Source organism: Acidovorax sp. Root402 (genome assembly GCF_001425125.1).
Lineage (GTDB): Bacteria > Pseudomonadota > Gammaproteobacteria > Burkholderiales > Burkholderiaceae_C > Acidovorax > Acidovorax delafieldii.
In genome coordinates this window covers 86,647-99,278 of the sequence record NZ_LMDQ01000016.1, presented here as the reverse complement: position 1 = coordinate 99,278, position 12,632 = coordinate 86,647, and the positions used below count along the sequence as shown (strand labels likewise).

The following is a 12,632-nucleotide window of genomic DNA, read 5'->3' as shown; positions in this document are numbered from 1 at the left end:
GGTTCCTTGGAACGGGGTCTCAGGGTGAGCGAAAGTTGCGCGCGAGCCCCGAAATTCGAGCCAAAAGCACGCTGGGGTCGCACTATATTTTCAGCCCATGAGCGCTTCCCCCCTCCGTTCTCTTCTGCACCGGTTCTTCCCCTTCCTGGCCGTGCTGGGTTCCGTCACCGCGTTGGGCATTGGCACCTCGTGGGCCAAGCACTGGCTGTTTCCGGTGGTCGGGGCGCAGGGCACCACCGCCGTGCGCGTGGGTTTTTCGGCGCTGCTGGTGCTGCTGCTGTGGCGGCCCTGGCGCTGGCACCTGTCGCGCGCTGACGCGCGGGCCGTCATGCTGTACGGCGCGGCGCTGGGCGGCATGAACCTCATGTTCTACATGTCGCTGCGCACCCTGCCGTTTGGCCTGGCGGTGGCCATCGAGTTCGCCGGGCCGCTGGCCGTGGCGATCTGGTCATCGCGCCGCGCGGTGGATTTTGTGTGGGTGGCGCTGGCCATCGCGGGCCTGGGCATGCTGCTGCCGCTGGGGCTCAACGGCAGCACGCTGGACCCGGTGGGCGTCTTCTACGCCCTGGGCGCGGCCGTGTTCTGGGGGCTGTACATCGTGTTCGGCAAGCGCGCCGGGCACCTGCACGCGGGGCATTCGGTATCGCTGGGCCTGCTGGTGGCCGCGCTGGTGGTAGTGCCGGTGGGCGTGGTGCATGCGGGTGCTGCGCTGCTGTCGCCCACGGTGCTGCTCATTGGCGTGGCGGTGGCTGCGGTGTCCAGCGCCATCCCGATCTCGCTGGAGATGATGGCCCTGAAGCGCCTGCCCAAGGAGGCCTTCGGCATCATGATCAGCATGGAGCCTGCGGTGGCTGCACTGGTGGCCATGGCGCTGCTGGGCGAGCACCTGAGCGTGGTGCAGTGGCTGGCCATTGGCTGCATCATGGCCGCGTCGATGGGCAGTGCGATGACGGCTGCGCGGCCCGCTGCAGCAGACCGCGCGGCACCGCAGGCGGCCTGAGGGCGCTCGCCGGCGGCGCGCTGCGGCCAAGCGGGCGGTGCCATGGCACGGCGCATTGCCTGACAGTGGTGTGGTCTGCAGGCTGGCAAGGGCGGTCTAGCTGCAGGGTTAAAAAAGGGACAGTGACGGCACCCCGTTGGCGCCGTCGCCCCCTGTCCAAGGAGCCGATCATGATTCCATCCACCATCCATTCCGCTGCGACCGCCACACCGGTGGACGAAGACCTGGCCGAGCAAGCGCGCCCCGGCTACGGCATCCCGTCGCAAGACCCCCGAACCGGCGCACAGACCGCGCTGGAGCCTGAAGACGCAGAGCGCGAAGCCCACTCCGCCTTGATGGGCGGCGGCATGATGGCTGGCGCAGCAGCCGGCGCCGCCGTGGGCGTGGCCGTCGCGGGCCCGGTGGGGGTGGTGGTGGGGGGCACCTTGGGCGGCATCGCCGGTGCGCTGGGTGGTGCCGCAGCGGGCACCCTGGTCAGCCCGGATGATCCTTCGGCCGATGCTGTGGCCGCAGAACACCTTGCGCCACCCCTGCGAGGGCCGGAAGGCAAGACAGACCCGAAGTAGGGTGTGCGGGGCTCACTACAGGCTGGCTGGTGCAGCGTACGTAGCGTGTGAGTCTGCTACAAATTTGATAGCTATCAGCGCATATTGCACCAGCGCTTGCCGCCATTTTGGCTGTGAATTTGGTCCCCTCGACAGGAATCGAACCTGTATCTAGCGCTTAGGAGGCACTCGTTCTATCCATTGAACTACGAGGAGGCAAGGCAGCCGCGCATTGTAGTGGCGCGCGGCTGCCTCTCTGGCCGTCTGGACCTCAGTCGTATTTCACGGTGTAGATGATGTCCACCGCACTCTTCTCGCCGGTTTGCCCGCGCAGGGTGAGGCGGCGGGAGAGGTCGTAAAAGATGTAGAGCGTGCCCAGCGTGCCCGACAGGCTGCGTTCATATGTCACGTACAGGTCTTTGGACAGGCGCTTGCCGAAGGTGAGGGCGGCGGCGCTGGCGTCCTCACCCGTGGTGGCGCCGCGAAAGCCGATTTCGTCCAGGCCCAGGCGGCTGGCGGCGTTGGCCGTGGGGCTTTGGCCGCCGTTGCGGCCCAGCAGCGCCAAGGCGGCCTGTTGCAGCACGGCCGCTTCGGCGCCTCCGGCCGAGGCATTGCGGCCCAGCACCACCCACGACAGCTTTTCGGCATCGGGCAGTTCAGGGTCGGAATACAGCGTGACGCGTGGCGCCTGCGCGCTGCCGGTGACCTGCACGCCCGCGCGCACGCTGATGTTGGGGCGCAGCGCCAGGATGTCGAGCGAGGGGTTGTTGTACGGGCCGTTGAAGCGGATGAGGCCTGTCTCCACATCCAGCATCTGGCCCCAGGCGCGGTAGCGGCCCTGGTCGGTGCGCACCTCGCCGGTCACACGCGGCGGGGCGCCGGGCACGGCGCTGCTGCGGATGTCCACCTCGCCGGTCAGCCGGGTGGTGATGCCCTGGCCCTGCAGCGCAAAGTCGCGCCCCAGGTTGAGGGTGACGGCGATGTCGGGCGGCTTGGCGGTCTCTGCCTGCGCGGCCACCTGGTTGGCCTTGGCGGCGGCCTGGGCCTTGGCCTGGTCTTCGCGGTCCTTGGCGGCGGAGCGCACGACCACGTCTGATCCCAGGCGCGGCGCGGATTCATCCGGCAGGATGATGGTGGCGCGGTCGGTGGTGAGCTTGCCGCGCAGGCTGATCTGGCCCTGCTGCAACTGGGCCTGCAACTGGCCCGACACGCTGACCTGCCGGTCGGCACGCACCAGCACCTGCAGGGCCTTGGCCTCGGCCTGCAGAGACATGGTGATGCCTGACATGCCCGTGCCTGCAGTGGCGCTGTCGCCCCAGGCCACGCGGCCGGTGGCGGTCAGCGTGCCGCCGTCTTGCGCGGCGGCTGTGCGGTTGCCGCTGAAGCCTGCGATGCGCGCGCTGTTGCCCCGCCCGCCTTGCAGGCGGAACTCGGTGATATGGAGCTGGTTGCCCTGCAGCGTGGCGCGAAGTCGGCCGCCTTGCAGGTCCACGCCGTCCACCACCGATCTCACTGCCATGTCATCGGCGCCCAGGGTGCCCGCCCAGCGCGGCGCATCGCGCGTGCCCGACAAGGTCGCACTGGCGTCCAGCGTGCCGCGCACGCGCCAGCCGGGTGGCGCCAGCGCAGACCACACGCCCACGTCGGGCAGGCGGGCGCGCAAGGTGCCGGCCAGTGGCGCGTCGGCAGGCCAGGTGAAGGGGGCATCGGCGTTGGCGGCGGCGAGGCGCGTGCTGGCGGTGGCATCGATCTCACCCGCGCGGTCGCTGGCCCAGAGCAGGCGCGCGCGCAGCGTGCCGCCTTCGGCGGTGACCGTGATTTCTGCCTGGCGCACGCCGGCGGGAGTGCCTGGGGCGCTCGATGCGCTGGATGCACCTGCAGGCGGCGTGGCCGCAGTCGCCAGCACGGTGGTGGCTCCGGCGCCGGTGCCCTGGCCGCTGCTTTGCACCGCTGTGACGGCCGTGGCATCGCCCGCCAGGATGCGCAGGTCGCCACTGGCACGGCGCAGGCTGGCGCTGGCGCGCAGGGCGTCGCCCGTGGTGTCCACACTCCATTGCCCGTCGAGCACGATGCTGCTGGCCAGCCCCATGCGCGCAAGCAACGGCTGCGCGGGCCGGCCCGCGGCGGCGGGCGTCTCGCCCAGGCCCAGCGCATCCACCCAGGCCATGGGCAGGCCCTGTAGCGTGCCCTGCGTCTGCAAGCGCGAGAGGGCGCCGGGTGCCGTCGCTGCTGACCATTGCACCGGCGACCAGCGCAGGGTGACGGTGCCCGGCAAGGGACCGGTGATGCGGGCCTGACCGGCCGATGCCTGCAGGCTGAGGGAGCTGGTGGTGGGCGATGGTGACGCCCGCCCGCTGGCCGGTGACCTGGGGGCTCCAGGTGTAGGGGCGCCGGTGCGCACGGTCAGGCCCAGGGGCTCAGCCAGTTGCAGCGTCCACGGCCCGGGGCGCTGGGCGACCTGGGCTTGCAGGCGCAGTTCGCTGACCTGCAACTGCCATTGCCCGGCACCCACCAGGGTGCTGGCAAGGCGGGTCTGCACCGTGGTCTGCAGGGCCTGGGGCGCTGGCGTGCGGACCTCGCCGGTCAACGCCAGAGAGGCCTGCGCCAGGTTGCCCCCCAGTTCGGCTTTGAAGGCGCGCAGTTGCAGGGCTTGCCCGGCGGATGTGCCGCCGCTGGCGTTGGTGGTGGCCGGGAGCGTCAGGTCCAGCTGGGGGGTGTTCAGCGTAGCCTGCAGATCAAAGCGGTCGGGGTTGCGGGCGGGTGCGCTGTCGGCTGTGGCAGTCTGAAGTTGCTCAGTCAGCGTCTGCCATCCACCCTTCCAGCGCGCGGCGATCTGTGCGGCGCCCTGGACGCTGGCCCCTTGCAGGGTGCGCTGTACGGTGGTGCCCACCACGGGCAGGCCGGCCAGCCAACGCTGCGTGAGTGCTGCATCGGCCCACTGCAGCTGCAGGTCGCCAGCGCCGCTGCGCGGGGCCAGTGTGCCTTGTGCCTGTGCGGTGGCGCCGGGCACTGCCAGGGTGACCTTGCCTTGCGCAGATTGCGTGCCCAGTGCGACCTGCAGCCCGGTGGCTTCCACACGGGCCTGCAGTGCGTCCAGCAATAAGCGGTCCAGCCGCACCGTGCCGCCGTCGGCGGCCTGCCACGTGCCTTGTGTGCTGAAGGTATTGATGCGCAGCGGTGGGCCCGCTGCACCCGGGGTCTTTACGGTTGCTGCACGCGCCGCCGTGCCGGTGTCTGCCCGCACGTCAGCACTGAAGCGCACGGCGTCGCCCTGGGTTTGTGCGGTGACGCGGCCAGAGAGCGGGGCGGCGGCCAGCAGCGTGTGCAGCGCGTCGGGACGCAGCGCGCGCAGGGTGGCCTGGCCCTCCAGGGCATGGGCGGCGGGGGTGTAGTGGCCCTGTGCGGTGATGCTGCCCGCACCCGCCTGCAGGGTGGCGCTGGGCACGGTCCAGCGGGTGCCGTCGTAGCTTGCGCTGGCGTCCAGCGCGGTCAGTGGCAGGCGGGTGGTGTCCCAGGGGCCGGGCAGGTCGTTGCGCAGCGCGGCTTGCAGACTCCAGCCTGCCGTGCCTGTGCCACCGGATGTCGGCCCGGCTTGCAGCGTGCCGTGCAGTTGCGTGACCGGTGCCTGCGGCCACAGGGCTGCCAGATTGACGGCACGCAGCGTGGCGTTGGCAGACTGCAGGGGCTGCTGTGCCCACGGTGCCAGTGTGGCGGTCAGGTCAGCCTGCATGGGGTCGGCCGCAGGCGCAGGGGTCGCGCGTGGGGGCAGGGATTTCGATGCGCCCGGTTTGCTGGCAGGCGCGGCCACGGGCGGTGTGGCGGCTTCGCTGGTCGGTGTGGGCTTCAGGCGTGCCTGCAGTTGCAACTGGGCGGCGGCGGTGGCCAGCGTACCCTGTAGCGTGGCGTGGGCGCCCACCTGCAGCGCGGCACCGCCCCCGGGCACGGCGGTTTGCACGGTGCCGTCCACGGTGGCATCCAGCGCCATGGGGGCTTGTGCGTCCAGCGTGGCGCGTACGCTGTACTGGCCCTGGGCCAGTTCTACCGCGCCGATGTTCAGGCGGTGCTGGCGGCCGTCAAACCGGTAGTCGCCCACCAGGCCCTGGGCCTCCACGGCGGGGGGGCCGGCCCACAGCAGCTGGTCTACCCGGAACGGCGCGCCCAGCTGCAGCGGCAGCACCAGGTCGGTGAGGGGCGTGGGCGGTGGCTCGGGCGTGTCGGCGGGGCGTGGCTGGGGCGTGATCAATACGCGGGCGGCATGCACCTCGCCCAGCTCCAGGCGGCGCTGCAGCAAGGTGGCCAGCTGCCAGCCCAGGCGGATGTCAGTCACTTCCACCACCAGGGTGGGGCTGCTCCAGCGCAGCCAGCCAATGCGCCCGCCGCTGCGCAGCGAGCCACTGACCTCGCGGCTTTCCAGTTGCTGGTTGGCGGGCAGGTATTGCGCCGCGCGGGCCAGCGTGGTGGCCAGTGATGTGCCGCTGCCCGCCCACCACCACAGCAGCGCGCTGGCCGCCAGCAGCAGGGCCACCAGGGCGACCAGCAGCCAGCCCAGAGTCCGCAGCACGCGCGGCGCACGGGGCGCAGGAGGGCGTGGGGCCGACGAGGACCCGGCGCTGAAGTCCGATGCGCGGGCGCGGGGTGTGGGAAGGTGCGGGGCGTTCATTGCCATCAGAAGCTGAACCCCAGGCGCAAGTGCAGCCGCACTTCCTTGGTCTTGACGCCGTAGGCCAGGTCGGCCTGCAGCGGGCCCACGGGGCTGCGCCAGCGCACACCGGCACCCACTCCCACGCGCGGGCTCAGGTCACCCACCTTGTCGGCCACGGCGCCTGCATCCACAAACAGCGTGCTTTCCCAGTCGGTCATGGCACCCTTGTAGACGATGGGGCGCTGCCACTCCACGCTGCCCACGGCCAGGTAGCGGCCCCCATAGAGTTGCCCGTTGTCGGTGCGCGCGCCGATGCTGCGGTAGCCATAGCCGCGCACGGTGGTGTCGCCGCCCGTCACAAACAGCTGCGTGACGGGGATCTGCGCCCCCTCGCGCGCCAGCACGGCGCCTGCCTCGGCCCGCAGTGCTACGCGGGCATTGCGGCCGATGCCTGCATCGTCCTGCACGCGGCCTGCGGGGAGGAAGGACTGCCACCGCACCAGGGTGCGCACAAACGGGTCGCGCTCTGGCCGCAGGGTGGTGCCCAGGCCCAGCTCCACCGCCAGGCCATGGCCCCGGGTGGGGGCGGTGAGGCTGTTGAAGTAGCGGCCCGTCCACCCGTAGTTGATGCTCAGGGCCGTGCTGGTGTCGGAGGGCGACCGCGCGTTGTCGGTCAGGCCCTGGCTGTTGGCGTAGTCGTACTGCAAAAAATAATTGCGGTCGATGGATTTGGTGCTCTTGCTGCGGCCTGCGCGCAGACGGCCGCTGTTGACGTCGTAGTCGCCCGTGGCCTCGCGCAGCACCTGGCCGCCTGCAAACCAGCGCCAGCCGTTTTCGTTGGGCAGGTCCGTCCATTCGGTGTTGGCGAGCTTGGTTTCGCGGTCGAGTGCGAGTTTGGTCACCGCGCGCCAGCCGAGCACAGGCATCTGGTTGTGGATGTGCTCCAGTGACAGGCGTGCGCCGCTGTCGGTCGAGAAGCCGGGGCCGAACACCAGCTTTTGCATCGGGGCCTCGCGCACCTGGGCCACCACGGGGGCGGCCTGCGGGTCGGTGCCTTCGGTATCGAGCGTGAGGAACACGGCATCGTAGTAGCCGCTGCTGGCCAGGCGCAGCTGGGCGTCCAGCATGTCGGCTTCGTCATACACCGCACCGGTCGGCAGGCGCGCCAGGCGCCGCGCACCGTCGCTGTCGTAGCGCTGGCTGCCCTGCACGCGCAAGGGGCCGAAGCGGTAGGCGGGGCCGGGGTCGTAGCTCACTCCCAGCTGGGCTTCGTGCCGGTCGGCATCGATCTCGGCCCGGCTGTTGGCGATGCGGGCCGTGGGGTAGCGCCGGGCCTGCAGCTGGCGCAGCCCGTCGGCCTTGGCGTTGTCCCAGGCCGACTGGGTGAAGGGCTGCCCGGGGGCGAGGGACCAGTTGCGCTGCAGGCGCTGCTGCCGCCGCGCCAGGTTGTCTTTGTCGGCATCGTCGGTGCCCGCCACGGTGATGTCGGCACGGGCAATGCGGGTTTGGGGGCCGGGCTCCACGGTGACGGTGACGGTGCGGGGCGCGCCCTTGCGGGTACCGGCGGTTTCCTGCGCCTCCGTCAGCTCCACGGTGATGGTGGGCGCGAAGTAGCCCAGGGTGCCCAGCAGTTCCCGCACATTGGCATCAGTGGCGCCCAGCAGGCGCTGCAGCTCGTTGGCCTGCAGGTCGGGCAGCTGGCGAAAGCGCTGCAGCTCCAGGTGGCGCTCCAGCGTCTCGCGCACCGCGTCGGGGGCGCGCACCACCACGTCAAACGACGCCGCGCCATCGCTGGCGGCGGTGCTGGCCATGTCGCTGCGCGAGTCACCGGTCGTGGGCTCGTCGGCCCGTGGCAGCAGGCTGCAGCCGCTCAGGCACAGTGCGCCGGAAAGCAGCAACGCCGACCACAGGGCCGGCGTTGGGGTGGTAGCGGTGGCGGAGCGCAAAACGCGGAGAGGCACGGCGCGGAAGGATATGTCAGGGAGGTCGTATGGGGGGGCGGACAAGCCTGCCAGCCTGTCCCATTCATCCCCGACTATGCCCTGAAACTGCAGCGCTCCCTGTCGGACAGATGCTCACAAGGCATCTGACCCCGGTACCGCGCCTATTTGGACAGCAGCCGCATGGTTTCTTCCAGCCCCTTGAGCGACAGTGGGTACATGCGGTTGCCCACCAGCTGCTGGATGATGCTGATGCTCTGGCGGTACTGCCACACGCCCTGGGGCTCGGGGTTGATCCACGCAAACTTGGGAAAGGCGTGGGTGAGCCGCTGGATCCACTCGGCACCCGGCTCCTCGTTGTTGTATTCCACACTGCCGCCGGGCTGCAGGATCTCGTACGGGCTCATCGTCGCGTCGCCCACAAAGATCAGCTTGTAGTCCTTGTTGTACTTGCGGATGATGTCCCAGGTCGGGAACTTCTCGGCAAAGCGGCGGCGGTTGTTCTTCCACATGAAGTCGTACACGCAGTTGTGGAAGTAGTAGAACTCCAGGTGCTTGAACTCGCTTTTGACCGCACTGAACAGCTCTTCCACGCGCTGGATGTGCTCGTCCATCGTGCCACCCACGTCCATCAGCAGCAGCACCTTCACGTTGTTGTGCCGCTCGGGCACCATCTTGATGTCCAGGTAACCCGCGTTGGCCGCCGTGCTGCGGATGGTGTCGGGCAGGTCCAGCTCCAGCTCATGCCCTTCGCGCGCAAACTTGCGCAGGCGGCGCAATGCCACCTTGATGTTGCGTGTGCCCAGCTCCTGCTGGTCGTCGTAGTCCTTGTAGGCGCGCTGCTCCCACACCTTCACCGCGCTCTTGTTCTTGCCCGCGCCGCCAATGCGCACGCCCTGGGGGTTGTACCCGCCGTGGCCAAACGGGCTGGTGCCGCCCGTGCCGATCCACTTGCTGCCGCCTTCGTGGCGTTCCTTCTGCTCTTCGAGGCGCTTCTTCAGCGTCTCCATCAGCTCGTCCCAGCCCATCTTCTCGATGGCGGCCTTCTGCTCGGGCGTGAGTTCGTTCTCCAGGATCTTGCGCAGCCAGTCGGCCGGGATCTCCTTGGTGAAGTCGGCCACCATCTCCACGCCCTTGAAGTAGGCGCCGAAGGCCCGGTCGAACTTGTCGTAGTGCTTCTCGTCCTTGACCAGCGTGAGGCGCGAGAGGTTGTAGAAGTCGTCCAGGCTCCACGCGTCATCCGACTTGGGGCCCACCACACCGGCCTGCAGGGCTTCGAGCAGGGTGAGGTATTCCTTGACCGACACGGGCAACTTGGCCGAGCGCAGGGTGTAGAAGAAGTCGATGAGCATGATTTGGGCCTCTAGCGCTAGTGTTTATTGCGCATGACGCTCTAAAAGATATAGCAACTGCGCCTTGGCCTCAGGCCATTCGCCGGCACGCATGCTGTACATCACCGTGTCGCGGATGGTGCCGTCGCGGCGCAGCGCGTGGCCGCGCAGCACGCCGTCCTTCTTGGCGCCCAGGCGCTCGATGGCGCGTTGTGACGCAAAGTTGTAGTTGTCGGTGCGCCAGCCCACCACATGGCAGCCCAGCGTGTCGAAGGCGTGGCCCATCATCAGCAGCTTGGCGGTGGTGTTGACGTGGGTGCGCTGCACGCTTTGGCAGTACCAGGTGTAGCCAATTTCCACGCGTTTCACAGCCGGCACGATGTCGTGGTAACTGGTGGAGCCCAGCACTTTGCCGGTGGCGTCTTCCACCACGGCAAAGGCAAAGCGGTTGCCGTCCTCGCGCATCTTGAGCGCGGCTTCGATGTACGCGCGGGTGTCCTGCGGCTCGGGCACCGAGGTGATGCGCAGCTTCCAAAGCTCGCCATCGGCGGCTGCGGCCCGCAGGCCTTCTTCATGGGCCAGCGCCAGCGGTTCCAGGCGGACTCCGCGATCGCGCAGCGTGACAGGTTCTACAAAAGCCATGGGTCTCTACCCCTTAATCATCAATCCTTGGACGGTTGGCTGCGGCGGCTGTTCTGCCAGCGCCGCGCCGCATGCAGGCCCAGGCCGCCACCGATGCCCACCAGGGCGATGCCCACCAGGCTGCCGGTGCCGTAGCCAGGCGCGAAGATATCGAGCCCCAGCAGCTGGCCCAGCCAGAAGCCCAGCAGGGCGCCCCCCACAAAGCCCACGGCATCGGCGACGCCGTGGGCCAGCAGCTGGCGGGTGTCGTTGTTGCCGTTGTTCACTCAGCGGTTCCTCTGGTTCATGAACACCAGCTTTTCAAACAGGCTCACATCCTGTTCGTTCTTGAGCAGCGCTCCCACCAACGGGGGCACGGCCACCTTGTTGTCGGCGCTTTGCAGGGCGGTGAGTGGAATGTCTTCGGCCACCAGCAGCTTGAGCCAGTCGATCAGTTCGCTGGTCGAGGGCTTCTTTTTCAGGCCCGGCAGGTTGCGCACGTCATAAAACGTCTTCATCGCCACGCTGAGCAGTTCGCTCTTGAGCGTGGGGAAGTGCACGTTGATGATCTGCCGCATCGTGTCGGCCTCGGGGAACTTGATGAAGTGGAAGAAGCAGCGGCGCAGGAACGCATCGGGCAGCTCTTTTTCGTTGTTCGATGTGATGAACACCAGCGGGCGGTGCTTGGCCTTGATGAGTTCGCGCGTTTCGTAGCAGTAGAACTCCATGCGGTCGATTTCGCGCAGCAGGTCGTTCGGGAATTCGATGTCGGCCTTGTCGATCTCGTCGATCAGCAGCGCCACGGGGCGGTCGGCCGTGAAGGCCTGCCACAGCACGCCCTGGATGATGTAGTTGCGGATGTTCTTCACGCGCTCGGCGCTGTCGCCGTCGTTGAGCTGGCTGTCGCGCAAGCGACTCACCGCGTCATATTCATACAGGCCCTGTTGGGCCTTGGTGGTGGACTTGATGTGCCACTGCAGCAGGGGCATGTCCAGCGCCTGCGCCACTTCCTCGGCCAGCATCGTCTTGCCCGTGCCGGGCTCGCCCTTGATCAGCAGCGGCCGTTGTAGCGTGATGGCAGCATTCACGGCGAGCATCAGGTCTTGGGTGGCGACGTAGTTCTGGGAGCCTTGGAATTTCATGGGGGAAAACACCGGATCGTTGATGAATGGGCTTGACAGGGCGCTGGCTATAATCGACGGCTGATCAGAGCCCAGAGCTGAACTTCCACGAGATTGTGCGCGCAAAATGAACAAAACGTTGACCACGCTATTTGCCCTGGCTGTCGCTTCCGTGACCGCCTTGTCCCACGCCCAGGAAGCCAAGGGCGACGTGGAAGCCGGCAAGCAAAAGATTGCCATGTGCATTGGTTGCCACGGCATCGTTGGCTACCAGGCCAGCTTTCCTGAGATCCACAAGGTGCCCATGATCTCGGGTCAGAGCGCCAAGTACATTGCGGCAGCGCTGGTCGCCTACCAAAAGGGCGAGCGCAAGCACCCCACCATGCGCGGCATCGCCGAGTCGTTGTCCGAGAAGGACATCGCTGACGTGTCGGTCTACTACGAACAACACGGCAAGACCGGTGCCGAACTGCCCGCCAAGCCCTCGCGTGAACCCAGCGTGCAAGTGGCCGAGCTGCTGAAGAAGGGCGCTTGCGTTTCCTGCCACGGCGACAACTTCGCCAAGCCCATCGACCCCTCTTACCCCAAGATCGCCGGCCAGCATGCCGACTACCTGTTTGTGGCGCTCAAGGCCTACAAGGTTGAGAAGAACGCCAACGTGGGTCGTGGCAACGCCATCATGGGCGGTGTGGCCAAGCAGTTCACCAACGCTGAACTGAAGGCCTTGGCCAATTACGTGAGCGGCCTGGACGGCGACCTGCACACGGTGCCCCAGTCGCGCTTCCGTTGATTAGCAGGCTGGCTGACGACAACAAAAAAAGCCCGCTTCGGTGGGCTTTTTGCTGACTGGTTGAATCGTCAACGGCTGGCGGCCCATGCCCCCAACGCCAGACATGCACAAGCCGTGACCGTCAGGCGCCATCGCAGCGGCAAGTACCACGTGGGAAGCAAGGTGCGCGCAGCCAGCCGATGGTCTTGCACCAGGTGGGCTGCAAAGCCTGTTATCAGCAGCACGGCCCCTGCTGCAGGGGGCAATAGCGTGGCAGGCCAGGCCATCAGCGATGGCACCACGCTCCACACAAAGCAGTGCGTGCGTTCTGTGGCGCTCAGCCCGCTTTGTGCCATGGCAAAGCCCCAGTGCAGTGCGCCCACAAAACTCAGAATCACCGCGCCGTAGGCCAGCAGCGCCGCGCTCCACCACGGTGTACTGGGCGCCCACAGGCCCACGGCTGCCAGCGCCAGGAACGGCAGCAGGCCGCCGTATCCCAGCCAGGCCACTGCCGGCGGGATGGGGGCAGAGGAGGGCGAAGGCAAAGGTTGTGTGGGCGTATGGATGTGCGTCGACATGAAAGCCTCCAGATAGGTGTCCGCATTGTCTGGAAAGTGAGACTCCCGAGTGCCATGCATGGTTGTGTGTGCCAGCCAACCGTCC

At 67.9% G+C, this 12,632-nt stretch carries 10 protein-coding genes and 1 tRNA gene; 3 read left to right on the top strand and 8 right to left on the bottom strand.

The genetic code is table 11. The annotated features are described in order from the left end of the window. The first annotated feature begins 97 nt into the window (after positions 1 to 97). Together ASC83_RS18775 and ASC83_RS18770 are read left to right on the top strand one after the other, a co-directional pair. Positions 98 to 1,000, top strand: a complete 903-nt coding sequence (locus tag ASC83_RS18775) for an EamA family transporter (RefSeq protein ID WP_056066133.1) — start codon at positions 98 to 100, stop codon at positions 998 to 1,000. Positions 1,001 to 1,170: 170 nt separating this feature from the next. Further along, positions 1,171 to 1,566 (top strand): hypothetical protein, encoded by a 396-nt coding sequence (locus ASC83_RS18770; protein ID WP_056066130.1) that lies wholly within the window; start codon positions 1,171 to 1,173, stop codon positions 1,564 to 1,566. Between the two features lie 120 nt (positions 1,567 to 1,686). Here the strand turns inward: ASC83_RS18770 and ASC83_RS18765 are convergent. From ASC83_RS18765 to ASC83_RS18735, 7 genes are all read right to left on the bottom strand, one after another. After that, positions 1,687 to 1,761, bottom strand: a tRNA-Arg gene (locus tag ASC83_RS18765). A gap of 55 nt (positions 1,762 to 1,816) precedes the next feature. Continuing rightward, entirely contained in the window at positions 1,817 to 6,205 is a 4,389-nt protein-coding gene (locus ASC83_RS18760) for a translocation/assembly module TamB domain-containing protein (RefSeq protein WP_056066127.1), read from the bottom strand. A gap of 5 nt (positions 6,206 to 6,210) precedes the next feature. Continuing rightward, a complete protein-coding gene (locus ASC83_RS18755) occupies positions 6,211 to 8,148 on the bottom strand; it encodes an autotransporter assembly complex family protein (protein ID WP_235509414.1) in 1,938 nt (645 codons plus the stop codon). Positions 8,149 to 8,291: 143 nt separating this feature from the next. Further along, on the bottom strand, positions 8,292 to 9,479 hold the full coding sequence (locus ASC83_RS18750; protein ID WP_056066121.1) for a VWA domain-containing protein: 1,188 nt from the start codon (positions 9,477 to 9,479) through the stop codon (positions 8,292 to 8,294). 24 nt (positions 9,480 to 9,503) lie between these two features. Next, the gene (locus ASC83_RS18745) at positions 9,504 to 10,100 is read right to left on the bottom strand and encodes a GNAT family N-acetyltransferase (RefSeq protein ID WP_056066118.1); all 597 of its coding nucleotides are present in this window, start codon (positions 10,098 to 10,100) and stop codon (positions 9,504 to 9,506) included. A 20-nt stretch (positions 10,101 to 10,120) separates the two neighbouring features. Continuing rightward, positions 10,121 to 10,366 (bottom strand): hypothetical protein, encoded by a 246-nt coding sequence (locus ASC83_RS18740; RefSeq protein WP_056066115.1) that lies wholly within the window; start codon positions 10,364 to 10,366, stop codon positions 10,121 to 10,123. Continuing rightward, positions 10,367 to 11,221, bottom strand: coding sequence for a MoxR family ATPase (locus tag ASC83_RS18735; RefSeq protein ID WP_055401588.1), 855 nt, complete (start codon positions 11,219 to 11,221; stop codon positions 10,367 to 10,369). A gap of 106 nt (positions 11,222 to 11,327) precedes the next feature. Here ASC83_RS18735 and ASC83_RS18730 point away from each other — a divergent pair, with 106 nt between their 5' ends. Continuing rightward, the gene (locus ASC83_RS18730) at positions 11,328 to 11,990 is read left to right on the top strand and encodes a cytochrome c (RefSeq protein WP_056066112.1); all 663 of its coding nucleotides are present in this window, start codon (positions 11,328 to 11,330) and stop codon (positions 11,988 to 11,990) included. Positions 11,991 to 12,058: 68 nt separating this feature from the next. Here the strand turns inward: ASC83_RS18730 and ASC83_RS18725 are convergent, their stop codons facing one another. Then, the gene (locus tag ASC83_RS18725) at positions 12,059 to 12,547 is read right to left on the bottom strand and encodes a DUF3429 domain-containing protein (protein WP_056066562.1); all 489 of its coding nucleotides are present in this window, start codon (positions 12,545 to 12,547) and stop codon (positions 12,059 to 12,061) included. Between the last annotated feature and the right edge of the window lie 85 nt (positions 12,548 to 12,632).

Coding starts and splice junctions, on each gene's coding strand:
- ASC83_RS18735 (WP_055401588.1), bottom strand. CDS start 11,221: ATGAAATTCCAAGGCTCCCAGAACTACGTCGCCACCCAAGACCTGATG.
- ASC83_RS18730 (WP_056066112.1), top strand. CDS start 11,328: ATGAACAAAACGTTGACCACGCTATTTGCCCTGGCTGTCGCTTCCGTG.
- ASC83_RS18725 (WP_056066562.1), bottom strand. CDS start 12,547: ATGTCGACGCACATCCATACGCCCACACAACCTTTGCCTTCGCCCTCC.
- ASC83_RS18775 (WP_056066133.1), top strand. CDS start 98: ATGAGCGCTTCCCCCCTCCGTTCTCTTCTGCACCGGTTCTTCCCCTTC.
- ASC83_RS18770 (WP_056066130.1), top strand. CDS start 1,171: ATGATTCCATCCACCATCCATTCCGCTGCGACCGCCACACCGGTGGAC.
- ASC83_RS18745 (WP_056066118.1), bottom strand. CDS start 10,100: ATGGCTTTTGTAGAACCTGTCACGCTGCGCGATCGCGGAGTCCGCCTG.
- ASC83_RS18750 (WP_056066121.1), bottom strand. CDS start 9,479: ATGCTCATCGACTTCTTCTACACCCTGCGCTCGGCCAAGTTGCCCGTG.
- ASC83_RS18760 (WP_056066127.1), bottom strand. CDS start 6,205: ATGAACGCCCCGCACCTTCCCACACCCCGCGCCCGCGCATCGGACTTC.